Annotated in this window: 27 protein-coding genes; 10 read left to right on the forward strand and 17 right to left on the reverse strand. The window is 73.0% G+C overall.

Annotated elements, in window-relative coordinates:
* Positions 1-29: 29 nt before the first annotated feature.
* The 3 genes from glgA to DEJ16_RS08905 all read left to right on the forward strand — a co-directional run bounded on the left by glgA (position 30) and on the right by DEJ16_RS08905 (position 2,493).
* Positions 30-1,226, forward strand: a complete 1,197-nt coding sequence (gene glgA / locus DEJ16_RS08895; protein ID WP_110825002.1) for a glycogen synthase — start codon at positions 30-32, stop codon at positions 1,224-1,226.
* 125 nt (positions 1,227-1,351) lie between these two features.
* The gene (locus DEJ16_RS08900; protein WP_110825001.1) at positions 1,352-2,134 is read left to right on the forward strand and encodes an ABC transporter ATP-binding protein; all 783 of its coding nucleotides are present in this window, start codon (positions 1,352-1,354) and stop codon (positions 2,132-2,134) included.
* 110 nt (positions 2,135-2,244) lie between these two features.
* Positions 2,245-2,493: a type B 50S ribosomal protein L31 gene (locus DEJ16_RS08905; RefSeq protein ID WP_017887280.1), complete on the forward strand. Its 249-nt coding sequence runs from the start codon at positions 2,245-2,247 to the stop codon at positions 2,491-2,493.
* Positions 2,494-2,623: 130 nt separating this feature from the next.
* Here the strand turns inward: DEJ16_RS08905 and DEJ16_RS08910 are convergent, their stop codons facing one another.
* The 12 genes from DEJ16_RS08910 to DEJ16_RS08965 all read right to left on the reverse strand — a co-directional run bounded on the left by DEJ16_RS08910 (position 2,624) and on the right by DEJ16_RS08965 (position 14,449).
* Complete coding sequence (locus tag DEJ16_RS08910; RefSeq protein WP_110825000.1) at positions 2,624-3,445, reverse strand: HAD family hydrolase; 822 nt, start codon at positions 3,443-3,445, stop codon at positions 2,624-2,626.
* The gene (locus tag DEJ16_RS08915; protein ID WP_110824999.1) at positions 3,442-6,099 is read right to left on the reverse strand and encodes a phosphoribosyltransferase domain-containing protein; all 2,658 of its coding nucleotides are present in this window, start codon (positions 6,097-6,099) and stop codon (positions 3,442-3,444) included. The genes DEJ16_RS08910 and DEJ16_RS08915 overlap by 4 nt, the downstream gene beginning before the upstream one ends.
* Positions 6,096-7,262: an HpcH/HpaI aldolase/citrate lyase family protein gene (locus tag DEJ16_RS08920; RefSeq protein WP_110824998.1), complete on the reverse strand. Its 1,167-nt coding sequence runs from the start codon at positions 7,260-7,262 to the stop codon at positions 6,096-6,098. The genes DEJ16_RS08915 and DEJ16_RS08920 overlap by 4 nt, the downstream gene beginning before the upstream one ends.
* Before the next feature lie 3 nt (positions 7,263-7,265).
* Positions 7,266-7,829, reverse strand: coding sequence for a hypothetical protein (locus DEJ16_RS08925; protein WP_146232853.1), 564 nt, complete (start codon positions 7,827-7,829; stop codon positions 7,266-7,268).
* A gap of 353 nt (positions 7,830-8,182) precedes the next feature.
* Positions 8,183-8,743: a TerD family protein gene (locus DEJ16_RS08930; RefSeq protein ID WP_110824996.1), complete on the reverse strand. Its 561-nt coding sequence runs from the start codon at positions 8,741-8,743 to the stop codon at positions 8,183-8,185.
* Entirely contained in the window at positions 8,740-9,312 is a 573-nt protein-coding gene (locus tag DEJ16_RS08935) for a hypothetical protein (protein WP_110824995.1), read from the reverse strand. Before DEJ16_RS08935 ends, DEJ16_RS08930 begins: the two co-directional genes overlap by 4 nt.
* An 18-nt stretch (positions 9,313-9,330) precedes the next feature.
* Positions 9,331-10,551 (reverse strand): toxic anion resistance protein, encoded by a 1,221-nt coding sequence (locus tag DEJ16_RS08940; protein WP_110824994.1) that lies wholly within the window; start codon positions 10,549-10,551, stop codon positions 9,331-9,333.
* Positions 10,552-10,620: 69 nt separating this feature from the next.
* Positions 10,621-11,199 (reverse strand): TerD family protein, encoded by a 579-nt coding sequence (locus DEJ16_RS08945; RefSeq protein ID WP_110824993.1) that lies wholly within the window; start codon positions 11,197-11,199, stop codon positions 10,621-10,623.
* 29 nt (positions 11,200-11,228) lie between these two features.
* Positions 11,229-11,810 (reverse strand): TerD family protein, encoded by a 582-nt coding sequence (locus DEJ16_RS08950; RefSeq protein WP_110824992.1) that lies wholly within the window; start codon positions 11,808-11,810, stop codon positions 11,229-11,231.
* Between the two features lie 43 nt (positions 11,811-11,853).
* Complete coding sequence (locus DEJ16_RS08955) at positions 11,854-12,438, reverse strand: TerD family protein (protein ID WP_110824991.1); 585 nt, start codon at positions 12,436-12,438, stop codon at positions 11,854-11,856.
* Positions 12,439-12,485: 47 nt separating this feature from the next.
* Positions 12,486-13,634: a DUF475 domain-containing protein gene (locus DEJ16_RS08960; RefSeq protein ID WP_258365884.1), complete on the reverse strand. Its 1,149-nt coding sequence runs from the start codon at positions 13,632-13,634 to the stop codon at positions 12,486-12,488.
* 56 nt (positions 13,635-13,690) lie between these two features.
* Complete coding sequence (locus DEJ16_RS08965; protein WP_375232114.1) at positions 13,691-14,449, reverse strand: 3'-5' exonuclease; 759 nt, start codon at positions 14,447-14,449, stop codon at positions 13,691-13,693.
* 88 nt (positions 14,450-14,537) lie between these two features.
* Here DEJ16_RS08965 and DEJ16_RS08970 point away from each other — a divergent pair, with 88 nt between their 5' ends.
* Complete coding sequence (locus DEJ16_RS08970; RefSeq protein WP_110824989.1) at positions 14,538-15,623, forward strand: alpha/beta fold hydrolase; 1,086 nt, start codon at positions 14,538-14,540, stop codon at positions 15,621-15,623.
* Between the two features lie 5 nt (positions 15,624-15,628).
* On the forward strand, positions 15,629-16,711 hold the full coding sequence (locus DEJ16_RS08975) for a glycosyltransferase family 1 protein (RefSeq protein ID WP_110825211.1): 1,083 nt from the start codon (positions 15,629-15,631) through the stop codon (positions 16,709-16,711).
* Between the two features lie 83 nt (positions 16,712-16,794).
* Here DEJ16_RS08975 and DEJ16_RS08980 read toward each other — a convergent pair whose 3' ends face one another.
* From DEJ16_RS08980 to DEJ16_RS08990, 3 genes are all read right to left on the reverse strand, one after another.
* Positions 16,795-17,559 (reverse strand): hypothetical protein, encoded by a 765-nt coding sequence (locus DEJ16_RS08980; RefSeq protein WP_110824988.1) that lies wholly within the window; start codon positions 17,557-17,559, stop codon positions 16,795-16,797.
* 92 nt (positions 17,560-17,651) lie between these two features.
* Positions 17,652-18,290, reverse strand: a complete 639-nt coding sequence (locus tag DEJ16_RS08985) for a histidine phosphatase family protein (RefSeq protein ID WP_110824987.1) — start codon at positions 18,288-18,290, stop codon at positions 17,652-17,654.
* Entirely contained in the window at positions 18,287-19,213 is a 927-nt protein-coding gene (locus DEJ16_RS08990) for an NAD-dependent protein deacetylase (protein ID WP_110824986.1), read from the reverse strand. The genes DEJ16_RS08985 and DEJ16_RS08990 overlap by 4 nt, the downstream gene beginning before the upstream one ends.
* 128 nt (positions 19,214-19,341) lie before the next feature.
* On the opposite strand from DEJ16_RS08990, the gene DEJ16_RS08995 reads away from it, so the two are divergent.
* Together DEJ16_RS08995 and DEJ16_RS09000 are read left to right on the forward strand one after the other, a co-directional pair.
* Entirely contained in the window at positions 19,342-20,157 is an 816-nt protein-coding gene (locus DEJ16_RS08995; protein WP_110824985.1) for an RNA methyltransferase, read from the forward strand.
* Between the two features lie 174 nt (positions 20,158-20,331).
* Positions 20,332-21,591, forward strand: coding sequence for a D-alanyl-D-alanine carboxypeptidase family protein (locus DEJ16_RS09000; RefSeq protein ID WP_146232854.1), 1,260 nt, complete (start codon positions 20,332-20,334; stop codon positions 21,589-21,591).
* Here DEJ16_RS09000 and DEJ16_RS09005 read toward each other — a convergent pair.
* Positions 21,588-22,232, reverse strand: coding sequence for a TetR/AcrR family transcriptional regulator (locus DEJ16_RS09005; protein ID WP_181419535.1), 645 nt, complete (start codon positions 22,230-22,232; stop codon positions 21,588-21,590). The genes DEJ16_RS09000 and DEJ16_RS09005 overlap by 4 nt on opposite strands.
* A gap of 74 nt (positions 22,233-22,306) precedes the next feature.
* Here DEJ16_RS09005 and DEJ16_RS09010 point away from each other — a divergent pair, with 74 nt between their 5' ends.
* Entirely contained in the window at positions 22,307-22,840 is a 534-nt protein-coding gene (locus tag DEJ16_RS09010) for a hypothetical protein (protein WP_110824982.1), read from the forward strand.
* A 69-nt stretch (positions 22,841-22,909) separates the two neighbouring features.
* Here DEJ16_RS09010 and DEJ16_RS09015 read toward each other — a convergent pair whose 3' ends face one another.
* Positions 22,910-23,695, reverse strand: coding sequence for an SGNH/GDSL hydrolase family protein (locus tag DEJ16_RS09015; RefSeq protein ID WP_110824981.1), 786 nt, complete (start codon positions 23,693-23,695; stop codon positions 22,910-22,912).
* A 24-nt stretch (positions 23,696-23,719) separates the two neighbouring features.
* Between DEJ16_RS09015 and DEJ16_RS09020 the strand changes: the two genes are divergently transcribed.
* A complete protein-coding gene (locus DEJ16_RS09020) occupies positions 23,720-24,886 on the forward strand; it encodes an acyl-CoA dehydrogenase family protein (RefSeq protein WP_110824980.1) in 1,167 nt (388 codons plus the stop codon).
* A gap of 42 nt (positions 24,887-24,928) precedes the next feature.
* Positions 24,929-26,191 carry a DNA polymerase IV gene (gene dinB, locus DEJ16_RS09025; protein WP_110824979.1) on the forward strand — a complete coding sequence of 421 codons (1,263 nt, stop codon included), beginning with the start codon at positions 24,929-24,931 and terminating at the stop codon, positions 26,189-26,191.
* Positions 26,192-26,273: the final 82 nt, after the last annotated feature.

Below are 26,273 nucleotides of genomic sequence, written 5' to 3' on the forward strand. Positions count from 1 at the left end.
CAGCACTGGGAAACCGTTACCGTGAACGCGTGCGAGTCGATCTACTGACCAGGGAGTATCCGCCAGAGGTGTACGGCGGAGCCGGTGTCCACGTTGCCCAGCTGACCGCGGCGCTGCGGTCCGGGACGGACACCGACGTCCGTGTCCGGGCGTTCGGCGGGTTCCGCGACGAGGAGGGGGTGTGGGCGTACCGCACCCCTGCAGGGCTCGAACAGGCGAACGGCGCGCTCCAGGCGCTCGGCACCGACGTGCAGATCGCGGCGGACGTCGAGGGTGCCGACCTCGTGCACTCCCACACCTGGTACGCGAACTCCGCGGGCCGGTTGGCGCAGTTGACGCACGGCATCCCGCACGTCGTGACCGCGCACAGCCTGGAGCCGCTCCGCCCGTGGAAGGCCGAGCAGCTCGGCGGCGGGTACCGCCTGTCGAGCTGGATGGAGCGCGAGGCGTTCACGAACGCCGACGGCGTCGTCGCGGTGTCGAAGGCGATGCGCGCGGACATCCTCCGCTCGTACCCGTCGATCGACCCGGACCGCGTCAAGGTCGTCTACAACGGCATCGACATCGACGACTGGAAGCCCGAACGCGACGACGACGCCGTCCGCGCGCTCGGCATCGACCCGGACCGCCCGAGCGTCGTCTTCGTCGGCCGCATCACCCGGCAGAAGGGCCTGCCGTACCTGCTCCGCGCGGTGGCCTCGCTGCCCGAGGACGTCCAGGTCGTGCTCTGTGCCGGCGCGCCCGACACACCCGAGATCCTCGCCGAGGTCACCGGACTCGTCGAGGACCTCCGGACCCGTCGCAGCGGCGTCGTCTGGATCGACCGGATGCTCGAGCACCGCGAGATCGTGCACGTGCTGTCGAGCGCGACGGTGTTCGTCTGCCCTTCGATCTACGAACCGCTCGGGATCGTCAACCTCGAGGCCATGGCATGCGGCATCCCCGTCGTCGGCACGAAGACCGGCGGGATCCCCGAGGTCGTCGCCGACGGGCTGACCGGTCGGATCGTGCCGATCGACCAGGCGACCGACGGCACCGGCACCCCGACCGACCCGGATCGGTACGTCGCCGACCTCGCCGCGACCCTCAACGAGGTGCTCGGCGACCTCGGGCTCGCGAAGCTCATGGGCCGCGCCGGTCGCCTGCGGGTCGAGAGCGAGTTCACCTGGGGCGCCATCGCCACGAAGACGCGCGCGGTCTACGACCAGGTCCTCGCCGGTCGCTGACGCGCCGGCCTGGAGGCCCGGTGCCGGTCCCCGTGACCGGCACCGGGCCTCCCGTCCGTCGCGGCTCCTGCCCGTCGAGCGCGGCGCTGACGGGGGAGCGGAGCCCGCTCGCGTAGGCTGGGTGCATGCCCTCGGTCGTGCGCTTGTCAGACGTCTCCGTGGTCCGCAACGGGGCCACCATCCTCGACGGGATCTCGTGGGAGGTGCGGGACGACGAGCGCTGGGTGGTGCTCGGTGCGAACGGTGCCGGCAAGACCACGCTGCTGCAGGTCGCCGGCGCGCAGACCTTCCCGACGTCGGGTGACGTCGAGGTCCTCGGCACCGAGCTCGGCGGCGCCGACCTGTTCGACCTCCGCCCGCGGATCGGCTTCGCGTCGACCGCCCTGGCGCGCCGCATCCCGGTGACGGAGAAGGTCATCGACGTCGTGCTCACCGCCGCGTACTCGGTCACGGGCCGCTGGAACGAGGAGTACGAGGAGCTCGACGTCCGTCGTGCGCAGCGCGTGCTCGAGGAGTGGGGCCTCGGCGCCTTCACCGACCGGACCTTCGGCGAGCTGAGCGACGGCGAGCAGAAGCGGGTCCAGATCGCCCGCGCCGTGATGACCGACCCCGAGGTGCTGTTCCTCGACGAGCCGGCCGCCTCGCTCGACCTCGGGGCCCGCGAGAGCCTCGTGCGCACCCTCGGCGGCTACGCGCAGAGCGAGGACTCGCCCGCGATCGTCATCGTCACCCACCACGTCGAGGAGATCCCGGCGGGCTTCACGCACGCCCTGGTCCTGTCGGACGGTCACGTGCAGGCCGCGGGCCCGATCGACGAGGTCCTGACCGCCGAGACGCTGACCACCGCGTTCGGCGTCGAGCTCACCGTCTCGAAGGACGCCGGGCGCTGGACCGCCCGCGCGGTCTGACACACCCGACGGCGGCGCTCCCGATCCGTCCCGCGTTCTGGTAACGTGGACGGCTGGCGTCCGCCAACGACTTCCCATCTTCCGTCATCGCGATCCACCGAGGAATCCCCATGAAGACCGACACCCACCCCGAGTACCGCGCCATCGTCTTCCGTGACCTGGCTTCCGGTGAGACGTTCCTGACGCGTTCGACCGCGAACAGCGACAAGACCATCGAGCTCGACGGTGCGACCTACCCGGTCATCGACGTCGAGATCTCGTCCGCCTCGCACCCCTTCTACACGGGCAAGCAGCGCATCCTCGACTCGGCCGGCCGCGTCGAGAAGTTCAACCAGCGCTTCAAGGGCTTCAGCAAGTAAGCAGCCTCCCAGCGCCGGACGGGCGGTCCTCCTCAGGGAGGGCCGCCCGTTCGTCGTCCGGGGGCTGACGCAGCAGAGGCGGACACAGCAGGGGCTGACGCAGCAGAGGCGGACGCGGACGGACGCGGCCTCAGACGGACGCCGGCACGTCCGCCACCGCCGCAGCCGCGAGCCCGATGAGCTCCTCGCCCGCGAGCACGCCCTGCGCCGCGGTGACGACGAGGTTCGGCGCCGACCAACCGACGGCGTGCAGTTCGCCGTGTGCGGGGCGGATCGCGACGTCCGCCCAGGCGAGCATCTCCCGGTCGAGGAGCGAGTCCCCGGCGGCGACGGTCCGGGTCGCACCGATCCGCTCGGCGACGGCGGCCAGGGCTCGTTCCTTCCGGATCGGCGCCGGGACCGCGTAGAGCTTCCGGCCCTGCACGGACACCCGCCAGCCCAGCCCGGCGAGGTCGGCGGCGAACGACTCGACCGCCGCGTCCGGCAGCTCCGAGCGCTCGACGATGGCGTACACGAACACGTCCTCGGCGCGACGGGTGCGGAGGACCGCCCCGGTCGGCAGATCGGTCGCGAGGCGCTGCTCGACCTCCGGCAGCGGCGCCGACGTCGCTGCCATCTCATCGCGGAGCGTCTCGGTCCACGCCGGGTCCGGCTCCCCGTCGTGCAGGACGACCGCACCGTTCGTGGTCACCGCCCAGCCCGTGGGCGGCAGCGGCAGGCGGATCCGCCGGTACTGTGCGACCGTCCGGGTGGTCACCGGCACGACGACGGCGGCCGCGGCGAGCTCCGACAGGGCACGCTCCGCCGCGCGGGTCATGAAAGACAGCGGCAGGCCCTGGTACACCTCGGTGACGACGAGGGAGGGTGCCGCCTCGTCCGGACCGTCGAGCATCAGCGCGGCGGACGAGTAGACCACGGTGCGGTCGAGGTCGAACCCGACGAGGGCGGTCATGCGTCGGCTCCAGTGGTCGTGGCGGCGGACCCGGTCACGCGGCTGCCGAGCGGGTGGATGAGCCCGACGCAGCTGTAGGACAGGTCGGGCCGGGTCACGACCGGGACGCCACGCTCCCGGGCGAGGGCGACGACGTGCGCGATGTCGACGTCGTCGGGATCGCGCACGAGCACCTGCCACGGCACCCGCCGGAGCAGCACGCGGGTGGTCTCGCCGACGCCGGGCTTGACGAGGTGCAGGTCCTCGATGCCGTACTCGGCGCCGATCGCCTCGACCGTCCGCATGCCGCGCCAGTCGACGGCACGGGCCGTCGGTCCGCCGTCCGCGGCCACGGCCGCGTCCACCCGGGAGCGGACCGCAGCGAACCGGGCGGCGATCGTCGCGACGAAGGACCGGGAGTGGTCACGGCCGGCGAGCTCGCGGTACTGCTTCGCACCGTGCAGCGTCCCCTCGGGCGTCCAGGACCGGTTGAACACGGTCCGGGACACGAGTCCGGAGACCGTCGAGTTGAGACACGCGGAGGGCACGAGGTAGTCGTCACGGGTCCCGTGCAGCGGGGTGCACCCGGCCGGGTCGGCGAGGACGGCCAGCTCGTCGCCGAACCGCACGCCGTCGGTCGCCGCGAACCGGTCGAGCGCGTCCGTGAGTTCGCGCGTGATGGCGCCCTTCCCGGTCCACCCGTCGACGAAGACGACCTGCGCCGGGTCGTGGTGCGCCGCGAGCCAGCGGAGCGCGGTCTCGTCGATGCCGACCCCGCGGACGATGCTCGCCGTGTAGTGCTGGAGCCGGACACCGCGCTGTTCTGCGGCCCACCGGCGCATGAGGATCCCGACCGGGGTGCCGGCGCGCGCGAGGGACACGAGCACGGCGTGCGGCCGGTCGCGGAGCACGAGGTCGGTGACGATGCCGACCGCTTCCGCGATGCGGTCGGCCGAGCGGCCGAGGGCGTCGCGGTACAGCTCCTCGTACGCCTCGGTCGGCACGTACTCGACCGGCAACGACTCGGCGTAGTTCGCGCCCTCGAGCTGGATCGCACGCTCCCGGTCGGCGGTGTCCGCCTCGAGGGCGGCGTCCGCCAGGTCCTGCAGCAGCCAGGTGACGTCGTCGGGCTCGTAGGAGCCGAAGGACGGCCCGGTGAGCGGGCGGGGAGGTGTCCCACCGTCGCGCTGCGCTCGGTCGTCGGCGTCCGCGAGCGCGCTCGTCACGAGCACGACGCGGGGGGTCACGGCGGCGAGGGCCGGGAGCAGCCCGTCCGGACCCTCCAACCGGGCCGGTTCGGTGCCCGGCTCCGGCACCACGACGACCGCGTCGAACCCGCGCACGTTGTACGCACAGCGCTCACCGGGACCGTCGACGGTGTCGTCGTGCGAGCGGTGGCGGATCCCGGACCGGATGGGCCACGCGGGGTCGTCGAGGACGGCGACGGGTGAGCGGGTGCTCGTGGAGGACAGGACGTCGGCACCCGTCCGACGGCGGAGGGCATCGGCCACCGCGAGCGGGGTCGCCATGTGCTCCTCGGTGCCGAGCACGAGGACCCGGCCCGGCGCCTCGCCGAGGACGGTCGCGAGGTCGGCGGCGGTGCCCTCGACGTCGGTGCGCGGGGTGCGGACGCGGGACGCGGGCGTGCCGGTCCGGTCGACCGCGGTGGGCGCGGCGGTCACCACGGTGACCGCGTCGGGACGGGAGGCGCGTGCCGGGTCCGGGACGGGCCTCCCGTCCGCGGTCCCGCCGCCGTCCGGCGCGACGTCGTGGCCCTCCGGGCTGCCGGCGTCGAGCGGACCGGGTGCGCCGAGCGGGGTGGCGAGGGCCGCGACGACCTCCGCGGCCGTCGCGGGGAGGTCCGCGGGGAGCGTCACGTGCCCGCGACCGAGCGCGACCACGGCCACGGGGGCCCCGAGTTCGACGGCGAGGGCCTCGGTCGCGGCGACGTCGGCGTCGGAGCGGAGGTCGACGAGTGCGGCCACCACCCACTGCCGCTGCGGTGCGAGGGCGTGCAGGGCGCGGATGGTGGCGCGCGCCGTCGCACCCGTGCTGAGCTCGTCGTCGACGAGGACGACCGTGCCGTCGGTCGGCAACCAGTCGTCGTGCGCCGGGAGCAGCCGGTGCGCGGTGGCGTGCGAGTGCGCCTCGTCGAAGCCCGCTGCCGCGGCCACACCGGGGAGCTCGTGTCGGGTGGAGTGCAGGGTCGCGGCACCGAGCGACTCGGCGACCATGGCGCCGAGCGCGGTCGCGGTCTCCGCGAAGCCGAGGACCAGGGCCTCGGGATGGGCCGGACGGGAGGCCGCGAGGTCCGTCCGCAGCGTCGTCGCGGTCCGGTGCAGCGCGTCGTGTGCTGCGGCGTCGCCCGCCGAGGCCTGCGCGTCGAGCACCGCGCGGAAGCGGCCCGCGGCGCCGGCGTCGAAGCGCGCGCCGCCGTCGAGCACGTCGGCCACGCGTGCGCCGAGCGCCTCGCCGGCCAGGAGCGCGACCGCCGGCACCGTCGGGACGTGCTTCGCGAGCACCGTCGAGACGAGCAGGTGCGCCCGCTTCGGGTTGCGGCGGAGCGCGAGCCGCACGAGCGACGACAGCGGGACGGTCGTGTCGCCCGGGGCCGTCCGGTCGTCGACGAGCTCGACACCGAGGTCGGCGGGGGTCGGCAGCGTGGTCGTGGTCACGGGAGGCTCCGCTCGAGCAGGTCGACGTAGGTCACGTCCGGGGTGGTCACACCGAACGCCCGGGCCCGCAGCATGGTGCGTTCCGCCCAGGCGTGGTGCGGCTTCATCTCGTTCATCTTGTTGCCGTACCTCGACGCGGCGACCCCGCCCGAGGCGTTCGCGAGCACGTCCGACGCGTCGGAGAACTCCTCGTCGCTGACCACCGACATGGCGTGCACGAGCGGCACGTGCCGCGGGTGGATGACGGTCTTGCCGGTGAGACCGTTCGCCTGGTCGAGGGTGACCTCGCGGAGGAGCCCGTCGAACCCCTCGAGGAGCAGCTGCCGGCGGAGCGCCAGGTCGCCGGCCTCCTGGAAGGGCGACGCCCGGAGCTGCGTGCGGAACACGCGGTCGGAGTCCGGGTAGTGCTCCCACACCGGCCCGGCGACGACGAAGCCGTCCCGCGCGCGGCCGAGGACGTTCACCACGTCGCCGATCACGGACGCGAGCACCTGCACGTCGTACACGGTCAGGTGCGAGGGGCGCCGGAGGCCGTACACGCTCGACAGGTCGGTGGCGCCGATGCGCACGGCGAGCACGTCCCGGCGGCGGGCGAGCAGGAGGTCGTGCACGTCGGCGAGGGCGTCCGTCCGGGACTCGCGGTGCATGATCGCCGGCGACTCCAGGATCGGCATGACGAGCAACCGACGGTCGGACCCGCGCCCGGCGTTCGCCGCGTCGAGCACGTCGAACCACCGGGCTCCGACGCCGTCGCTGTTCTCGAACTTCGGCAGGACGATGCCGCTGAGCACGTCGAGCGCACGGTCGCCGAGCCGGTCCACGAGCCGGGTGAGGTGTTCGGGTGTCCGGACGCGCAGGAACAGCTGCGGCAGCGTGGCCGGGTCGGCGTCCTCGGTCAGGGTCCGGAGTGCCGCCTCCACGTTCGCCTCGGCGCGCGGCAGGTCGTCGTCGCCGACGGAGTCCTCGAGGCAGAGCACGATCGACCCGGCACCGAGCTCGGTCTGCCGGCGGACGTCGCGGACGAGGTCGGGGCGGATCCCCGGCGTGTACAGCGTCGCACCGAGGGCCACCGCGCGGAGGTCCTGGTCGCTGTCCCGGGTGACGTCCTCGGGCGGGCGGAGGAACAGCTGTTCCTGGTCGGGAACGGCGGCGAAGTGGCGCACGGATCAGACTCCGACTGTCGGGGCGGACAGGACGAACCCGAATGCGGCGAAGACGTCCCCGTCGTGGGACGCCCGGGGGAACGGCTCGGCGCGGAGCTCGAGTTCACCGTCGATGACGGAGAGCGCCAGGATCACCGTGGTGTCCGCGTCGCCGGGGTCGACGGCCAGGGTCGTGCCGTCGTGCAGGGCCACGACGAGACGCTCCTGCCCCCGGCACATCACGAGGGCACGCCGGAGGTCGCGGACGTGCCGGAGGGAGACGAGGACGTCGCGACCGTCGTACCCGACGAGCGGTCGGTTGCCGGACGTCTGCACAGCCCGTCCGGCGGTGGCGCCGTCCACCGTGGTGGCGCCGACGACGCGGTCGACGGACTCCCAGGCGACGCTCGTGGACCCGGTGATGCGCAGCGCCCCCACGGCGGACCGGCGACGGTCGATGCGGGCGACGGGCTCGTCCGGTCCGAGGACGCGGACGTCACGGGGGTCCGGTGCCGGGAAGGGACGGATCCGGGAGGCGCGCTCGGCCAGGCGACGGGCGACACGGTCCGAGCGGGTCGTACCGGACACCGGGGTGGAGGCGTGCGTGGACCGGTTCGACGGGGTGGCCGTCGTCGCCGAACCGGGGACCGAGTGGCCGGTCGTCGGCGGGGCGGGAGCCGCGTTCCCCCCACCGGACGTCGGTGCCGGTCGGCCGAAGGACAGGCTGAGCCCGGAACCGGAACCGCTCGCCTGCGACTGCCCGCTCGACGCCGGGGACACGTGTGGCGGCGGGGCCGGCGGCCGTCCGACGGGAGAGCCGGTGCCCGCGGTGCCGAGAGCGGGCGACGCATGCGACGCACCAGGCGTTGCGGCGCCGGGACGGGCCTCCTGGCCGGGCGGGGTGGGACGGACGCGCCGGCGGAGGAACGGGTGCCCTGCCGTCATCGCGAGCGGCCGATGCCGTGGTCGGCGCGCAGACCCGTCAGCCCCGTCGTGTACCCCTGGCCGACGGCGCGGAACTTCCACTCCGACCGGTGGCGGTACAGCTCGCCGAGGATGACCGCGTCGATCATGTGGTTGCGTTCGGACGGCAGCGGGAAGACGAGGAGTTCCCGACCGTCCGGTGTGCTCACCCGGACGGACATCGAGCGCACCGAGCCGAGGTCCTTCGGTGACCGCGGGTCCGGGTCGAGGTAGACCGCGAAGACGATCTTGTCGACCGTGTCCGGGACCGAGGCGAGGTCGACGTCGATCTCCTCCTGGTCGGACTCGTCGAGGTACCGCACCGAGGCGTCCGCGTTCTCGAGCTGGTTGAAGAACACCAGGTCGTCGTCCGACAGCACCCGTCCGTCGGGCCCGCACACGATCGCGACCGGGACGAGTTCCGCGGACGGGCCGCGGCTCGCGATCTGGTCCCACGAGATGCCGACGACCACGGCCGTGAGCCCGGGGTTCTCAGCCGTGACGGCGGCGTTCGCTCCCGGGACGAGCCGCCCGCTCACGAGTCCGCTCCACGCAGACGCAGACCCTCGTCACCGTCACCGAGGCGGTCCCGGAGGAACCGGCCGTGCGAGGAGAGTTCGGCGATCGCGCCGCTCCTGATCTGATCGTGCATGTCCTCCACCGTCTCCGCGACGACGTCGAGTTGGCCGGCGAGGGTCGCCGTGGCGGTGCTGTCCGGGGTGCGGTCCGACGGGGGCAGGGACCGGTACGTGCGGACGGGCGTGGGCAGGTAGTCGTCGACGACGGCCTGGAACAGGTACCGCTGCTCCGTCGACGCGCCCCGGGCGATCACGGTCCCGGCGGCGTCGCGCAGCAGGTCCTCCACGTGGCGCACCCGCGAGGACACGACGGTCGGGAGGTCGGCCCCGGCGGCGCGCACGAAGGCACGGAGGTCGTCGAGGCCGGCAGCCGCGGTCGCGTCGTCGGCGGCCCCACCCGATCCGCGGACGTCGATGCGTGCCGCAGCAGCGGCCGCCGCCGACGCGGGTGTCTCGGCATCGGGGTCGGCGACACGGCGGTCCTGGTCGTCGTCGTCGCGGCCGAACAGTGCGCGGAGACGGTCACGCACGGGAGTCGACCGCGGTCGTCATCGCGTGACCGATCGCTGGTCGTCGTCGCCCTGGCGGGCCCGCTCCAGGTACGGCTTCGCGCGCTGGATGCCCGACTCGAGCGCCGAGACGGTCGACGACATGTTCTGCGCGGCCTGCGAGCGGAACGAGTCGATCGCGTCCATGGTCTGGAACACGTTGTCGAACGCCTTCTGCAGCGTCTCGACGCTCACACCGGAGTTCGTCGCCTGCTCGTGGATCCGCGTGGTCTGGTCGCGGAGCATCTCGCTGGTCTGCAGGATCATCGCGTTCGTGGTGTTGTTCACCGCGTCGATCTGGTCGAGCACCATCTTCTGGTTCGCGAGGGCCTGCGCCACGACGACGGCCGTGCGGAGCGCCGCGATGGTCGTGGTGCGGGCGCGCTCGACGCCCTTGATGAGCTCCGTGTTGTTCTTCCGCACGAGGTCCATGGCCAGGTAGCCCTGCACGGACACGGCGAGCTGCGTCAGGATGTCCTGGTGCCGCTGGCGCACGGGGAACAGCACGTCGGACTCGAGCTTCTGCGCCTCGTCGACCCGACCGCCGTTCCGCAGGCTCTCGATCTTCGACACGGTGGCCGCGTCGAGGGCCTTCGCGAACACGGCGTACTCGCTCAGCTGCTGCATGGTCTCCCACAGCTGGACCTTCTCGTCAGCGAGGGTCGCGTTGTCCTTGCGGAGTTCGTCCTGCCCCGCCATGAGCGACTTGATGATCTTGTCGAGCTGGGTCTGCGCCGACTCGTAGCGCTGGAAGTACTTCGCCAGCTTGTTGCCGCCGGGGATCATGCCGAGGATCTTCCGGCCCGTGCTGAGGTCGGCCTGGTTCGGCGTGAGGTCCTCGACGGTGGAGCGCAGGTCACCGAGGGTCGTCGCGACCTTCACCTGGGCGCCGTCGCCGGTGCGCTTGGCGCCCGCCACCGAGGACTGCGAGCGCTCCAGCATGCGGGACGAGAAGCCGCCCGACCGGGCGATCTCCGAGCTCGCGATGGCGTTGATGCCGTCGACCTTCTCGGTGAACGCCGGCGACCGCGGGTCGAGGCCCGCGACCTCGTCCACGAACTCACGGGCCTGGGCCGCGATCTGCGCCTGACGACCGGCGTCCACCGGCACCATCCCCGGAGCGTCATCCGGCGTGACGACCTCGGCGGCGTCGGCAGCGCGGAGGACGAGTGCGTCCTGGGACGGGTCGGTGGGCTCCGGCGGAGCGAGCGGTCCGGGCATCGGTGGTCTCCTGTGACGTGGTGGGAGGACGGGGTGGTGCAGAGCTGGCGAGTGTGGTGGCCCGGCGGGTCAGCTGAGGTTGACGCCGAAGTCGGTCGCGACGCCGGCGAGCCCGGACTGGTAGCCCTGGCCGACCGCACGGAACTTCCACTCGGCGCCGTTGCGGTAGATCTCCGAGAAGATCATCGCGGTCTCCGGAGCGGCGTCCTCGGACAGGTCGAAGCGCACGATCTCCGTGCCGTCCTGGTCGAGCACCCGTGAGTACGCGCTGCGCACCTGTCCGAAGTTCTGGCGGCGGGCCTCACCCTGGTCGATCGACACCACGACGACCACGCGGTCGACGTCGGCCGGCAGGCTCTGCAGGTCGATGACGATCTGCTCGTCGTCACCGTCGCCCTGGCCGGTGCGGTTGTCGCCCTTGTGCTCGACGGAACCGTCCGCGCTGCGGGGCTGGTTGTAGAAGATGAAGTCGGCGTCCGAGCGCACCTTGCCGTCGGCGCCGACGAGCAGGGCCGAGGCGTCGAGGTCGAAGGCCTCGCCGGCGGTGGTGCGCGGGTCCCAGCCGAGGCCGACGGTGGCGACGGTGAGTCCCGGGCTCGTCTTCGTGAGGGAGAGGTTGCCGCCCTTGCTGAGGGAGAGTCCGGCCATGATCGGTCCTTTCGGGTTGGAGGGGAGCGTCAGTCGAGCACGACGCCGTAGTCGGTCGCGACGCCGCGGAGTCCGGTGGCGTAGCCCTGGCCGACGGCGCGGAACTTCCACTCGCCGTCGTACCGGTAGATCTCGGCGAAGATCATGCCGGTCTCCGAGGCCGCGTCCTCGGTGAGGTCGAAGCGGACGACCTCGTTGCCGGTCTCGTCGTTCACCACGCGGCAGAACGCACCACGGACCTGCCCGAAGTTCTGGTGCCGGGCGTCGGCCTGGTCGATGGTGACGACGATGACGACGCGCGCGACGTCCGCGGCCACGAGGTCGAGGTCGATGAGGATCTGCTCGTCGTCCCCGTCGCCCTCACCGGTGCGGTTGTCGCCCTGGTGCACCACGGAGCCGTCGACCGACTGCAGCTGGTTGTAGAAGATGAAGTCGTCGTTCGAGCGGACCTTGCCGTTCGCGCCGACGAGGAGAGCCGAGGCGTCGAGGTCGAACTGCTCGCCCGCGGTCGTGCGCGGGTCCCATCCGAGGCCGATCATCGCCCGGCGCAGGCCCGGGTCGGTCTTGGTCAGCGAGAGGTTGTTGCCCTTCGAGAGCGAGAGGGTCGCCATCGATCGTCCTTCCGTCGGTGCGGTGCTGCGGTGTCCGGGCGGGTCAGAGTGCGGCTGCCGCCGGACCGACGAGGTCCTGCACGGTCCGGCCGTCGGCCCGCTCACCGATCGCGGTGAAGGTCCATCCTGCTCCCGTGCGGGACACCTTCGCCATGACCATCGCGGTGTGCTGCCCGGAGTCGGTGAGCTGGTAGCGGGCGACCTCGGGAGCGCCGGCCGTCGAGTCGTCGACCACCCGGCAGAACGCGTTCTGCACGTTGTCGAACGTCTGCCGGCTGTAGCTGCTGATGACGAACACGATCTGCTGGACGGCACCGTGCACCGCGCTGAGGTCGATCCGGATGACCTCGTCGTCGCCGTCACCGTCGCCGGTCAGGTTGTCGCCGGTGTGCTGCGCGGAGCCGTCTTTGCTCCGGAGCTGGTTGAACCACACGTAGTCCACCGGCTGGCCGTCGGCACCGAAGAAGATCGCAGAGGCGTCGAGGTCGACGTCGGCTGCCTTGCGACCGAACAGGCCGCGCTTGGTCGTGACGGCGTCCCACCCGAGACCGAGCCGGACGCGGGTCAGTGCGCTCCCGTCGTTCTTCGTGAGCGAGAGCGCTTGGCCCTTCTGGAGGCTGAGACCCATGGCGGTGAACCCTTCGTGTGGTTGCGGTGGAGCGGTCGCCCCTGGTGTCAGGAGGCGACGGGGACGTGCTGGTCGGCGGGCTGGTGCTCGCCGGTCTTGTGCTTGTTGCGGACCACCGAGGAGATGAACGCGGCGATGATGAACACGACGCCGATCAGGCCGGTGACGACCTCGTTCACCTCGGTGGTGATCGTGATGAGCAGGATCGCCGCGAGGGCACCGATCGCCCAGTGCGCACCGTGGTCGAGGTACTCGAACTCGTCCAGCGTGCCCTGTCGGACCAGGAAGACGGTGAGAGACCGGACGAACAGGGCACCGATGAGGCCGAGGCCGAGCGCGATGATGATCGGGTCGGCGGTGATCGCGAAGGCGCCGATGACGCCGTCGAACGAGAACGACGCGTCGATGACCTCGAGGTAGAGGAACAGCAGGAACGCGGCCTTGCCGGCGACTGTGCCGACCTTGCGCTTGCCGCTGATCCGGTTCGCCTCGGCCACCATCTCGCCGGTGTTCTCGAACGAGTTGCCGTCGTCCTCCGGGTCGTCGACGTCGAACAGCCCGCCGAGACCGGTCACGAGGAAGTAGGTGACGAGTCCGGCGATCCCGGAGACGAGGACGATCGACTGGTGGTCGCCGGCGGTGGTGCCCGCGATCGCGAGGACCACGAGGGCCACGACGACGTTGACCATCGGGAGCTTGCCGATGAACAGCAGCGGTGCCTCGAGCCACTTCAGCCACAGGATCTCGCGTTCCTCGAACATGAAGTCGAGGAAGATCATGAGGAGGAACATGCCGCCGAACGCGGCGATCTGCGGGTGTGCCTCGTGCAGCAGGTATGCGTACGTACCGGGCTCGTCGATCGGGCCCTTCTCGAGCGCGAGCTGGACGGCCTCGACGGGGTTGAGCGACGCCGTGACCCCGACGATCAGCAGCGGGAAGAGCACGCGCATGCCGAAGACGGCGATGACGATGCCCACGGTGAGGAACATCTTCTGCCAGAACGGGTTCATCCGCTCGAGGATGCGGGCGTTGACGACCGCGTTGTCGAAGCTGAGGCTGATCTCGAGCACGCCGAGGATGGCGGTGATGATGACCGCGCTCCACCCGCCGTACACGAGCGCCACGGCCAGGGCGATCACGGTGATGGCCAGGGACCACCCGAAGGTCTTCAGGAACACGTGCGCAGATCTCCCCATGGTGCGTGGTGCGTCGTCAGGGGGACGGCACGGTCGAGCACGCCCCGTTCGGAATGCTACATGCCCGGGACCGAGTGGCGACGGGGCCACCGGCCGTCCGCGGTGAACGTCGGGTCACGCTTCGCCCGCATGTACTCCTGGAACGAGGTCGCCTGCTCCGAGCACCAGGCGACCTGCTTGCGGTGGAGCTCCTCGGCGCTGATCGCGAGGTCGTCGGGGTACTTCGCGGCGATGGCCTGCGCGACCCGTCCGGCGGCGATGGCGTCCGCGCCGGCGTCGTGCGCGTCGTCGAGCCGGACCCCGTAGCACGCCGACGCGGCCTCGAGCGTGCGCTTGCCCTTGCGGTAGGTGTCGAGCGCCTTGTCCATGACGAGCGGGTCGACGACGTTGCCGATCACGGGGGAGGCGATGCCGTGCCGTTTCGCCTCCCGGTCGAGGACGGTGAGGTCGTACGGGGCGTTGTAGATGACCAGGGGGATCCCGCGGGCGAACACGGCCTCGACCGCGGCGACGATCTCGGCGACGACCTCGCCGGCCGGTCGGCCCTCTGCCCGTGCACGTTCGGTCGTGATCCCGTGCACCGCGGACGCCTGCTCCGGGATCGCGACACCGGGGTCGGCGAGCCACGCACCCTCGACGATGGAGCGCCCGGTCATGTCGATCAGCCCGACGTGGGCGGTGACGATGCGGGCGGTCTCGACGTCGATGCCGGTGGTCTCGAGGTCGAAGACGCCCAGCGCGTGCCACCACGGTCGGGTCGTCAGGTCCTGCGGGGGCCGGGTCGACGGGTCGACGGCGGCAGCGGGGGAGGTCACGCGGCCAGGCTAGCCAACCGCACCGACACGGCGGGACCCGCAGGACGGGTCACGGCGCACGCCGGAGGGCTTCCCTAGACTGGCGCGGATGCAACCGCCCGTGCTGTCCCCGTACCAGTCGCTCCTGGCGGCGACCCCCGTCGTGCACCGCGCGGTCCAGGTCGACGGCCGGACCACGCACTACTGGGAGTACGGGCCGGCGGTCGGCGCCGAGGGCCGTGCCCGCAACGCACCTCCGGCGACCGTGCTCGCGGTGCACGGCTTCCGTGGGGACCACCACGGGCTCGAGTCCGTCGCGGCGCACCTCGTGGCCGGGCACCCGTCGGGCGTGCGCGTCATCGTGCCCGACCTGCCCGGCTTCGGCACGTCGGACCCGCTCCCGACCGCGGACCTCGACGCGTACGTCGCCTGGCTCGACGGCTTCCACTCCGCGCTCGGACTCGACGGCGACACCGTCGTCCTCGGGCACTCGTTCGGCTCGATCGTCGTCGCCGCGTCGGTGGCCGCCGGGCTCGACACGCGCCTGCTCGTCCTCGTCAACCCCATCGCCGCCCCGGCCCTGCAGGGTCCACGGGCGATCGGTACGGCCGTCGCGATCGCGTACTACCGGCTCGGCGCCCGGCTGCCCCGCGCGCTCGGCCTCGGGCTGCTGCGCAACCGCGGGATCGTCCGCGCGATGAGCATCGCGATGCTGAAGTCCGCCGACCCGACGGTCCGCCGCTGGGTGCACGACCAGCACGACCGGTACTTCTCGGCGTTCGCGAACCGGACCAGCGTCCTCGAGGCGTTCCGGACCTCGGTCACCTCCGACGTCTCGCAGTTCGCCGACCGGATCGCGGTGCCGGTGCTCATGGTCGCCGCCGAGCGTGACGACATCACGGCCGTGCCGGAGCAGCGTGCCCTCGCGTCGCGACTCCGCGACGCCGAGCTCGTCGTCGTGCCGGAGGTCGGTCACCTCGTGCACTACGAGACGCCGGCCGCGGCGGCCGCGGCGGTCCTGCGCCGGATGGCGGACCCCGCCCCGGGCGCTCCCGGCCGACGGAAGCGGGCGAGCACCCCGCGCCGGGCGAGCGCCACGCGCCGACCGACCGCGCCGGAGGGACCGAACGCTCCCGAGGGACCGAACGGTGGCGCTGCGGACCGCACTCGCCGGACGGGAGGCGACCCCTCGTGACGCGCCTGCGCATCGGCATCGACTGCCGGTACGTCCGGATCGGTCGACACGACGGGATCAGCCGCTTCACCGCGGGGATCGCCGCGCACCTGCCCGACCGACACGACCACGTCCTGCTCGTGTCCGACGAACGCCAGCTGGCCTCGCTGCCCGGGGGAGTGCCGTGGGAACGCATCCCGGCGCCGACCGACCCCGGCGAGCCCCTCGTCGCGCGGCACGTCAACCGGCTCGGCCTCGACGCGGTCTTCTCGCCCATGCAGACGATGGGCTCACGCGGGCGCCGGTACGCGCTCGTGCTGACCCTGCACGACCTCATCTACTACCGGAACCGGACGCCACCGCGGGAGTTCGCGTGGCCGCTGCGTCTCGGCTGGCGGGCGTTCCACCTGGCGTGGTGGCCGCAGCGCCTCCTGCTGAACGGGGCCGACGGTGTCGTGACCGTCTCCGGGACGACGGCGGGCCTCATCGCCGAGCACCGTCTCACGACCCGCCCGGTCACCGTCGCGTACAACGCGGCCGACCCGGCCGAGCCACGGGCCGCCGACGGTGGACGGACGAAGTCGCTCGTGTACATGGGCTCGTTCATGCCGTACAAGAACGTCGAGACGCTCGCCGCGGCGCTGCCCCTGCTCGGTCCGGACTGGACGCTGCACTGCATGTCCCGTGTCACCGCCGCCGACCGCACGCGGTTGCAGCGGCTCGCCCCCGCCGGCGCGCTCGTGTTCCACGACGGAGCGACCGACGACGAGTACCTCGCCGTCCTCCGCTCCGCCACGGCGCTCGCGACCGCCTCGTTCGACGAGGGGTTCGGCATCCCGCTCGTCGAGGCGATGGGCGTCGGTACACCGGTCGTCGTCAGCGACGTCCCGATCTTCCGCGAGATCGGCGGCGACGCGGCGGAGTACTTCGACCCGTCGTCACCGTCCGCCGTCGCGGCCGCCGTCCGCCGCCTGGAGGCCCGCTGGGACGCGGCGTCGTCGGCCTCCGTCGCGCAGGCTTCCCGGTTCCGGTGGCAGGACTCCGCCGAGCGCGTCACGCAGGCGGTCGAGCGGGCCGTGGCCGACCGGTCGCGGCGTCGGCGGAGCTGAGGGCGCGGCCGGACCGCTGGCGGCACGCCGGACGGCACGGCGGAGCGGACGGGACGGCGGAGGAGACCGGACGGTCCGACCTGTCAGGGGTGACGGGTGCGGACCTGGACGCCCGGGAACACGTCGTCCCCGACCGCCTCGGCAGCGGCGGCGACCGCGGCGAAGCCCACGCCCTGGCCGTGCGTGGTGACGACCACGTCCTGTGCGGCGGGGGCGTCCGACCGACCGTCGGTCGCGTCGGCGAAGACGCAGGTCACCGTGAGCACGCCGCCGATCGCCGCGAGGCCGTCGGCGAGCTCGAGTCGCCGTTGGCTCGTCTCGGGGGAGTCCGAGACCCCGACCCGCACGGCACCGAGGTCGAGCGTCGCCCAGATGCGGACGCCCGAGCCGGAGGAGTCGGCGGACGCGGTGCTCAGGGCGGTCACGAGCGCCCGTCGGTCGGTGGCGGGGAGGTCGGGCTCGGCGTGCACCACCGCGGTGACGTCGTAGCCCGCGAACGAGGTCTTCTCCGTCCGGGGCGCGTCCACGGCGGCGACGCCCGGCAGCGCGGCGGCAGCGGTCACGAAGCGGCGCCCGTCCGCGTCGGGCTGCGGGAACACGCCGCCGACCCCACGCTGGACCTGGCCGAGGATGACCCCGAGCACCAGGACGAGGACCGCGGCCACCACGACCACGCCGACGACCACCAGGGTCCCGGCCCGGAGCCGTTCGCCGCCCGTGCGGGTCCGGACGGAGGCCGTGTCCGGCCCGAACGTGGCATCGAGGTCGTCGTCGTCGCCCCACGGATCGCGACGGAGGGCGTCGCCCTCCCGGGAGCGGTCGCCGGCATGCCGTCCACCTGCGTTCACTGCCTCACCTCGCAGCGGCGTCCCGGTCGTCGGGCCGCCGTGCACCGGAGGCTAGTCCGACGCCGCCCGGCACGCTCCCCGGATGGGCGGCGTCAGCCTCGGCGCTCGAGCGGGTTCTGGTACTCGAACGCGTACCGGCCCGGGGCGTCCGACAGGTCGTCGATGGGGTCGTCGGAGCGGACCAGTTCGGCACGGAAGCGCTCGGGGTCCCACCGGAAGGTGTGCACCGACCCGTTGCGGATCGGGACCGTCGACCGCTCGACCGTCCCGGGTGCAGCGGCGTCGACGACGGTCCGGATCACCGCGCCGTGGGTCGCGACGACGACCGCGCCGCCGTCGTAGCGCACGGCGATCTCGGCGAGCGTCTCGGTCACCCGGTCGAGGAGCGCCGCGCGGGACTCGCGCCCGGGGACGGCGTCGTGCGGCCAGCGCTCCGCGATCTCGACGTGGGTCAGACCCTCCGCCTCGCCGTAGGAGCGTTCCCGGAGACCGTCGTACGCCGCCGGGGCGGCCAACCCGAGGTGGTCGGCGATGATCGTCCCGGTCTCGAGGGCCCGGGACAGGGGCGACGAGACGACGGCGTCGAACGACCGGCGTGCCAGGAGCGCGGCGGTCTCGGCCGCCTGCCGTCGCCCGGTGTCGTTGAGGGGCACGTCCGTCGACCCCTGGATGCGCCGTTGCCGGTTCCAGTCGGTCTCGCCGTGTCGGACCAGGCAGAGGAGGGTCGTCACCCGTCGATCATCGCAGACGCGGTGAGCCGGGCCGCGAGCTCGACGAGGGTCTCGGTCGTCCCGGCGTCGAGCTTCACCGCGGCACGACGGTCGCTCCGCGTGGCGCCCCGGTTGACGATGACGACCGGTCGCCTGCGCCGCGTCGCGTGGTCGAGGAGCCGGACGCCGGAGTTCACGGTGAGCGACGACCCGACGACGAGGAGCGCGTCCGCCTCGGCGACGATGGACACGGCCTCGCGGAACTTCTCGGCGGGCACGAACTCGCCGAAGAACACCACGTCGGGCTTGAGCACGCCGCCGCACACCGTGCAGTCCGGCACGCGGAACCGCTCGACGTCGGTGATCTCGACGTCCCCGTCCGGCTGCAGCTGCACCGTCCCGGGCTCGTCGATCCAGGGGTTGTCACGGTCGAGCACCGCGGCGAGGTCGGCGCGGGAGAAGACCTGCCCGCACGTCAGGCACACCGCCCGGTCCATCGAGCCGTGCACCTCGACCACCCGACGCGATCCGGCGCGCAGGTGCAGCCCGTCGACGTTCTGGGTGACGATGCCGCTCACCACGCCGGCCTGTTCGAGCTCCGCGAGCGCGCGGTGCCCGTCGTTCGGGCGTGCCGCGGCGAAGGTCCGCCAGCCGAGGTGCGACCCGGCCCAGTAGCGCTGCCGCTTGGCGGGATCGGCGAGGAACTCCTGGAAGGTCATCGGCTTGCGGACCACCCGGCCTGCTCCGCGGTAGTCCGGGATCCCGGAGTCGGTGCTGACACCCGCGCCGGTGAGCACGGCGATGCGCTTGCCCTGCAGGACCGCGACCGCCTGCTCGAACGCGGCAGCGGTCGCACCGGTCGTCGCGGTGTCGTCCGTCGCGCTGTCGTCCGTCGCGGTGTCGTCCCCCGCGGTGTCGTCCGCAGTGCCGTCGCTCGTCGCCATCGTGTCCACGGTACCCTCAACCGCCGAGCGTCCCCGGGCCTTCCCCGTGCGGGCGCCGCCCCGGACCGGGACCCGCGCCGCCGGGCCCGAGCCGGACCACCACCGCCCTCCCGACCGGAACGAGCACCGTGCACCCCGTCCGCATCGACTCCCTCGACGACCCGCGCCTCGACGACTTCGCGCGCCTGACCGACGTCGCGCTCCGACGGGTCACCGAGCCCGAGGGTGGCCTGTACATCGCCGAGTCGAACACCGTCATCGAGCGCGCGGTCCGGGCCGGTCACGTCCCGCGGAGCGTGCTCGTACAGGAGAAGTGGCTCGACAGCGTCCTGCCCCTGGTCGACGGGCACGACGGCCCGGTGTTCGTCGGGTCGGACGCCCTCCTCGAGGAGCTGACCGGCTTCCGGATGCACCGCGGGGCGATCGCCGCGATGCACCGCCCTTCGCTGCCGTCCGTGGCCGACGTCGTCCGCGACGCACGCCTCGTGGTGGTCCTCGAGGACGTCGTCGACCACACGAACGTCGGCGCGGTGTTCCGCAGCGTCGCCGGGCTCGGTGCCGACGCGGTGCTCGTCAGCCCGCGGTGCGCCGACCCCCTGTACCGGCGGAGCGTCCGGGTGAGCATGGGCACCGTGCTGCAGGTGCCGTGGACACGCATCGGGGAGTGGCCGGCGGCGGGCGAGGACCTCCGCGCCCAGGGCTTCCACGTGGCCGCGATGGCGCTCACCGACCGCTCCGTCGACCTGGAGGCCTTCGTCGCGGACGTCCCCGAGCGCGTCGCGCTCGTGATGGGCACGGAGGGCCAGGGCCTGACGCCCGCGGCGGTCGCCGCCGCGGACACCACCGTGCGGATCCCGATGCACCACGGGGTGGACTCGTTGAACGTGGCCGCGGCGAGCGCCGTCGGTCTCTGGGCGGTCGCGCACGCGCAGCGCTCGCGCTGACCGGCCCAGACCAGACCAGACCTGACCGGTTTGGCCCGGCCTGGCCCGGCCTGGCCTGGCCCGGCCCGGCCGCCGGACGGTCTCGCCAGGACCGTCGGGAGGCACGGACCAGCCACACGCCGACGGCGGCGGGTCCCAGGGACGCGCCCCGGGCCTCCAGTACGATCCGGTCTCGTGCCGAACGTCGTCCGCCGCCCCCGCTCCGCGCTCCGGAGGCCCGTGACGCTCGGCGTGGTCGCCGTCCTCCTGCTGGTCGCCGCGTTCCTGGCCGCGGCCGCCCTCGTGCCGTTCGCCCCGGCAACCGCGAGCACCGCGACCTACGAGGCACCCAGGGTGCGCGCGCCGGAGCTCCGGTTCCCGGACTACGGTGCCACCGCTGTCGAGGCCGAGGGGTTCCCGGAGAGTCTCACGACCAGCGGGGACCGGCAGCAGCGGTCGATCGCGAGCATCTCGAAGATCGTGACGGCGCTCGTCGTGCTCGAGGAGAAGCCCCTCCCGGTCGGGAAGCAGGGGCCGTCGGTCCGGTTCACGCCGGCGATGGAGGCGTTGTACGCGGAGTACGCGGCGCTGAACGGCGAGGTCGCCCCGCTGCCGGCCGACGGGCGGATGTCCGAGTACCGGGTGCTGCAGGTGGCGCTCATGGAGTCGGCGAACAACTACGCGGGGTCACTCGCCCTCTGGGCGTTCGGGTCGATGGACGCCTACCGTGCCGCAGCCGCGACGTGGCTCGACGACCACGGGCTGGACGACACCACGATCGTCGAACCGACCGGCCTCGACCCACGGAACCGGTCGACGGCGACCGACCTGGTGGACCTCGGGCAGCTCGCGCTCGCGGAGCCGGTGGTCAAGGAGGTCGTCGGCACGGCGTCGGTGACGGTCCCGGGTGTCGGCGAGATCGAGAACTCGAACAAGCTGCTCGGCATGGACGGTGTCGAGGGGATCAAGACCGGCACCCTCGACGAAGCGGGTGCGTGCCTGCTCTTCGCCGCCACTTACGAGCGTGGCGGCCGACCGGTGACCGTCGTCGGCGCCATGCTCGGCGGGGTCGACCACGACGCCCTCGACGCCGACGTCCGGCGGCTGCTGCACTCGGTCGCGGACGACTTCCACGTGGTGACCCTGACGAACGAGGGACAGACGTTCGGCACGTACACGGCACCGTGGCAGGACGAGGTCGACGCGACCGCGAGCCGGGCGGCGTCCGTCCTGGTGTGGGGGAGCACGACCGTGTCGGCGGAGACGACGCTCGAACCGGTGACGCTCGGTGCGGCGGGCGAGCGCGTCGGCCGCGTGCGGTTCACCGTCGAGCACCACGACCCGGTCACGGTGCCGCTCGAGCTCGACGGGTCGATCGAGGACCCCGGCGTCTGGTGGCGGTGGACGAACCCGTTCCGCGGCGTGGAGCTCGACCCGGGCGCGCTGGCGGGCTAACGGGCGGGTCCCGCGGCCGGTCGTCCGCCGTCGTGCGGGCCCGGCCGGTCCGACGACGGTGCGGCGGTCGGCACCGCGGACTCGAGCGTCTCGAGCGCCCACCCGGTGTCCGCGGTCGGCGGAGCATGGACGAGGTGCAGCGCGAGGCCGTCGACCAGGGCGTGCAGCCGGCGGGCCGCGGTGTCCAGCTCGTCCGGGTCGGCCTCCGGTGTCAGGAGTGCGAGCAGCGACCGGCACGCCCGGGCCAGGGCTCGTTCCGTCTCGGCATGGGCGGCGCGAGCGTCCGGGTCGGTCAGGGCGAGTGACCCGAGGGTGAGCCACACCTCCGTCTCGGAGCGTCGGTCGGCGTCGAGGGGCAGCAGCTCGGCCAAGCAGGCGAGCACGAACGCTCGCGGGTCGACGGCGGGGTCGACGGTGACGGCGTCCATCCGTGCCTGGACCCGTTCGCCGACGAGCCGGAGGCAGTACGTCCGCAGTGCCACCTGCGTCGGGAAGGCGCGCCGGAGGGACGCGGTGGCGAGGCCGGCCTCCTCGGCGACCCGACGGACGGAGAACCCCGGGAGCCCGTCGCGGGCGAGGACACGCCAGGCGGCGGCGGCGATGACGGCGTCACGTTCGTCGTGGTCGATGAGGCGGGGCACGTGCCGATCGTACACAGTCGTACTACCATGACCAGTGTGAACACACTCGTACCAACAACAACACTGGTCGCCCCGTGATCGCCGTCATCGTCGCCTGCGAGGTGGGCTTCTGGATCGCGGTCCTCGGCGGCCTGACCCTGCGGTCGGTGGCCGGGATGCCGCGGCTCGGCGCCGCGGTCCTCGTGCTCGCGCCCGTGCTCGACGCCGTGCTCCTGGTCGTCACCGCGATCGACCTCCGCGCCGGGGGATCGGCCACGTGGGAGCACGGACTCGCCGCGCTCTACATCGGCTTCTCGGTCACCTACGGGCACCGCATGATGCGCTGGGCGGACCGGCACCTCGCACGCCTCCGGACCGGGCAGGCACTCCCCGCGAAGCCACTCGGCTGGGCGTACACGCGGAAGTGCTGGGCCGACGTCGTGCGCACGGTGATCGCCGCCGCGCTGTCCGCGGCCGTGCTCGCGGGGCTGATCGCCTGGGGTGGACCGGGGACGCCGGGGATCGAGCCGCTCGTCGCCTGGTTCCCGGTGCTCGGCGTCGTCGTGGCCGTCGAACTGCTCTGGGCGCTCGGCTACACCGTGTGGCCGAAGCGGGCGACCCCGGCCTGAGCGGCAGCGTCGGCGTGCGCGGAGACCACGCCGGGCACGCGGTCCGGGTGGGACCGTCGGCCTCGGTGCTCAGTCGCGCCGGGTGACCGGCTGCAGGGTGGTCCGCTTCGCCGTGACGCCGTCACCGGAGGACGTCCCGCGCACGCGTCGCACGACCCAGGGCACGAGGTACTCCTTCGCCCAACCCAGGTCCTCGACCCGCGCCTCCCGCCACGGTCGGGCGGCGAGCGGCTCCGGCACCGACGGTCCGAGTGCGTGCGGGACACCGAGCGTGTCGAGCACGGCGGCCGCGACGGTCGCGTGCCCGAGCGGCGAGTGGTGCAGCCGGTCCGGCGCCCACATCCGCGGGTCCCGGAGGACCCGGAGCGCCCAGAGGTTCGTCACGAGTGCGCCGTGCTTGAGTGCGATGGCGTGCAGGTGCTCGTTGTAGACCGCGGTCTTCCCGCGGACCATGCCGAGCACCGGCGTGGTCCCGACGTCCGGTCCGGTGAAGAGCACCACGGTCGCACCGTCCCGGCGGAGCTGCTCCACCATCCCGTCGTACCGTTCGGCGAGCTCGTCCGGGTCGGAACCGGGACGGATGACGTCGTTCCCGCCCGCGGACACCGTGACGAGGTCCGGTCCGAGGGCGAGCGCCGCCTCCACCTGCTCGTCGACGATCTGCCGGAGCAGGCGCCCCCGCACCGCGAGGTTGGCGTACGCGAAGTCCTCGTCCGTGCCGTCCGCGAGCGCGTCCGCCACGCGGTCGGCCCACCCGCGGTGCCCGCCGACGGACGACGGGTCCGGGTCGCCGATGCCCTCGGTGAAGGAGTCACCGATGGCGACGAACCTGGTCCAGGGATGACGGTCTGACACGCCTGGCGACCGTACTCTCGTCCCATGACCTCGTCCACCCCGCTCGAGCAGCGTCCCTGGTCCGTGCCGGACGAGCTCCTCGCCCGCATCGCCGACCGTGCTCCCCGGTACGACGCGGACAACGCGTTCTGCGTCGAGGACCTCGACGAACTCCGACGGGCCGGCTACCTGCGGATCGGCGTGCCCGTCCGGGACGGAGGCTCGGGGCTGGGTCTCCGGGCGACCGCAGCGGTCCAGCGGACGCTCGCCGAGGCGGCACCGGCGACGGCCCTCGGGCTCGGGATGCACCAGGTGTGGGTGCAGGCCGCCCGCGCCGTGTCCGCCAGGGGCGGGTCGTTCCTCGACACCGTCACCGACGCCGCTGCAGCGGACCGACTCCTCGCGTTCGGCGTGAGCGAGCCCGGCAACGACGCGGTCCTGTTCGACTCGCGCACCGTGGCCGAGCCGGACGGCGCCGGCGGCTACCGCTTCAGAGGCACGAAGGTCTCGACGTCCCTGGCGCCCGCGTGGGACGTGCTGAGCGTGTTCGGCAAGGACACGTCCGGCCCGGAGCCCCGGCTCGTGCACGGCTTCGCGCTGCGCGGCGACGGTGGCGTGCGGCACCTCGACGACTGGGACACCCTCGGCATGCGGGCCACGCAGAGCCGGACGACCCTGCTCGAGGGGCTGCACGTACCCGCCGACCGGATCGTGCGCGTCCTGCCCGTCGGACCCGTGGCCGATCCGCTGGTCTTCGGTGTCTTCGCCGCGTTCGAGCTGCTCGTCGCGTCCGTGTACGTCGGCATCGCCTCGCGTGCGGTGACGCTCGCGGTCGAGCGGGTGGCCGCCCGCACCGCGGCGGACGGGACGGCCCGCTCTGCCGACCTGGACGTCCGTCGTGCCGTGGCCGCGATGCGGAGCGCGACCGACGCCGTGCACCTGCAGGTCGACGCACTGGCGCGCGACGTCGACGACCTGGTGGACTCCGACCGCTGGTTCCCGCTGCTCGTCGGGACGAAGGCCCGTGCCGTGGACACCGCGCAGCACGCGGTGGACGAGGCGATGCGCGTCGTCGGCGGGTCGGCCTTCCGGTCGACCGACGAACTCGCCCGCCTGGCCCGGGACGTCCGCGCCGGCCAGTACCACCCGTCGACACGGGACTCGGCGATGCGGACGATCGCGGCGGCCGAACTCGGTCTGCTGCCGCGGTGAACCGGCAGCTGCGGTGTCGGCGGTCCGTGCGACCATGACCCGGTGAGCAAGCAGGACGGACGCAACCGGATCGTCTCCGACACGCCCGTCGACGACCGCTCGGCGACGGTCCTGCACGTCGACATGGACGCCTTCTTCGCCTCCGTCGAACTGCTCGACCGCCCGGACCTCGTCGGCCTGCCGGTGATCGTCGGGCACGACTCCGACCGCTCCGTCGTCACGGCCGCCACCTACGAGGCCCGCCGGTACGGCATCAACTCGGCGATGCCGATGGCGGTCGCGAAACGGCGGTGTCCCGCCGCCGTCATCGTCGAGCCGCACTTCGAGAAGTACAGCGCCCGCTCCGCGCAGGTCATGCGGATCTTCGACCGCTTCACCCCGCGGGTCGAGCGGCTCGGCATCGACGAGGCGTTCCTGGACGTCGCCGGGGCCCTCCGCCTGTACGGCACGCCGTGGCAGATCGGCGCCGAGATCCGCCGCACCGTGTTCGCCGAGACGGGCCTGCACTGCTCGGTGGGTGCCGCGTCGACGAAGTTCGTCGCGAAGCTCGCCTCGAGCCGCGCCAAGCCGGACGGCCTGCTCGTCGTCCCGCACGCCGACACCGTCGCCTTCCTGCACCCGCAGCCGGTCTCGGCCCTGTGGGGCGTCGGGGGCAAGACGCAGGAGACGCTCGAGCGTCGGGGGATCCACACCGTGCGGGACCTCGCGACGACCCCGCTGCCGTCCCTGGTGTCGCTGCTCGGTCCGGCCGGTGGACAGCGGTTGCACGACCTGGCGTGGGGCCGGGACCCGCGCACGGTGGAGGCCGGGGTCGGTGAGAAGTCGATCGGGCACGAGGTCACGTTCGGCCGTGACCTCACCGAGCGGGACGACGTGGCGCGGGAACTCCTCCGACTCGCCGAGAAGGTCGCGGTCCGGCTCCGACGCGCCGAGGTCCAGGCCCGGACCGTCGCGCTCAAGGTGCGGTACACCGACTTCACGACGCTCACCCGCTCCCGCACCCTCGCCGAGCCGAGCGACGTCGCCAAGCGGATCCACCGGGAGGCCGTCGAGCTGTACGACGTCCTGCACCGTCCGGGCAACCGGATCCGGCTCATCGGCGTCCGCGGCGAGAACCTCGTGCCGGCGGCCGCGAGCAACGCGCTGTGGGACGACGACGCGCCGTGGCGGGAGACCGAGACGACCGTGGACGCGGTCACCGCGCGCTTCGGTGCCGGTGTCCTGCGTCCCGCGTCACTCGTGCGCGGGTCCGGCGGCGGTCCCGGCCCGAGCACGCCGCGGGTGCCGCACGCCCGGCAGGACTGACACGTGTCGGGCGACCGCGTGCCGGTACACTCGGGTGGAGTGAGCGCAGCGGAGAACATCGAGCACCAGGAACCCGCCGAAC

The sequence above is a fragment of the Curtobacterium sp. MCJR17_055 genome (assembly GCF_003224335.1).
Lineage (GTDB): Bacteria > Actinomycetota > Actinomycetes > Actinomycetales > Microbacteriaceae > Curtobacterium.

Coding starts and splice junctions, on each gene's coding strand:
- DEJ16_RS08910 (WP_110825000.1), bottom strand. CDS start 3,445: ATGACCGCCCTCGTCGGGTTCGACCTCGACCGCACCGTGGTCTACTCG.
- DEJ16_RS08990 (WP_110824986.1), bottom strand. CDS start 19,213: ATGGCGACGAGCGACGGCACTGCGGACGACACCGCGGGGGACGACACC.
- DEJ16_RS08900 (WP_110825001.1), top strand. CDS start 1,352: ATGCCCTCGGTCGTGCGCTTGTCAGACGTCTCCGTGGTCCGCAACGGG.
- DEJ16_RS08940 (WP_110824994.1), bottom strand. CDS start 10,551: ATGCCCGGACCGCTCGCTCCGCCGGAGCCCACCGACCCGTCCCAGGAC.
- DEJ16_RS08955 (WP_110824991.1), bottom strand. CDS start 12,438: ATGGGTCTCAGCCTCCAGAAGGGCCAAGCGCTCTCGCTCACGAAGAAC.
- DEJ16_RS09020 (WP_110824980.1), top strand. CDS start 23,720: ATGACCTCGTCCACCCCGCTCGAGCAGCGTCCCTGGTCCGTGCCGGAC.
- DEJ16_RS08970 (WP_110824989.1), top strand. CDS start 14,538: ATGCAACCGCCCGTGCTGTCCCCGTACCAGTCGCTCCTGGCGGCGACC.
- DEJ16_RS08905 (WP_017887280.1), top strand. CDS start 2,245: ATGAAGACCGACACCCACCCCGAGTACCGCGCCATCGTCTTCCGTGAC.
- DEJ16_RS08945 (WP_110824993.1), bottom strand. CDS start 11,199: ATGGCCGGACTCTCCCTCAGCAAGGGCGGCAACCTCTCCCTCACGAAG.
- DEJ16_RS08960 (WP_258365884.1), bottom strand. CDS start 13,634: ATGGGGAGATCTGCGCACGTGTTCCTGAAGACCTTCGGGTGGTCCCTG.
- DEJ16_RS08950 (WP_110824992.1), bottom strand. CDS start 11,810: ATGGCGACCCTCTCGCTCTCGAAGGGCAACAACCTCTCGCTGACCAAG.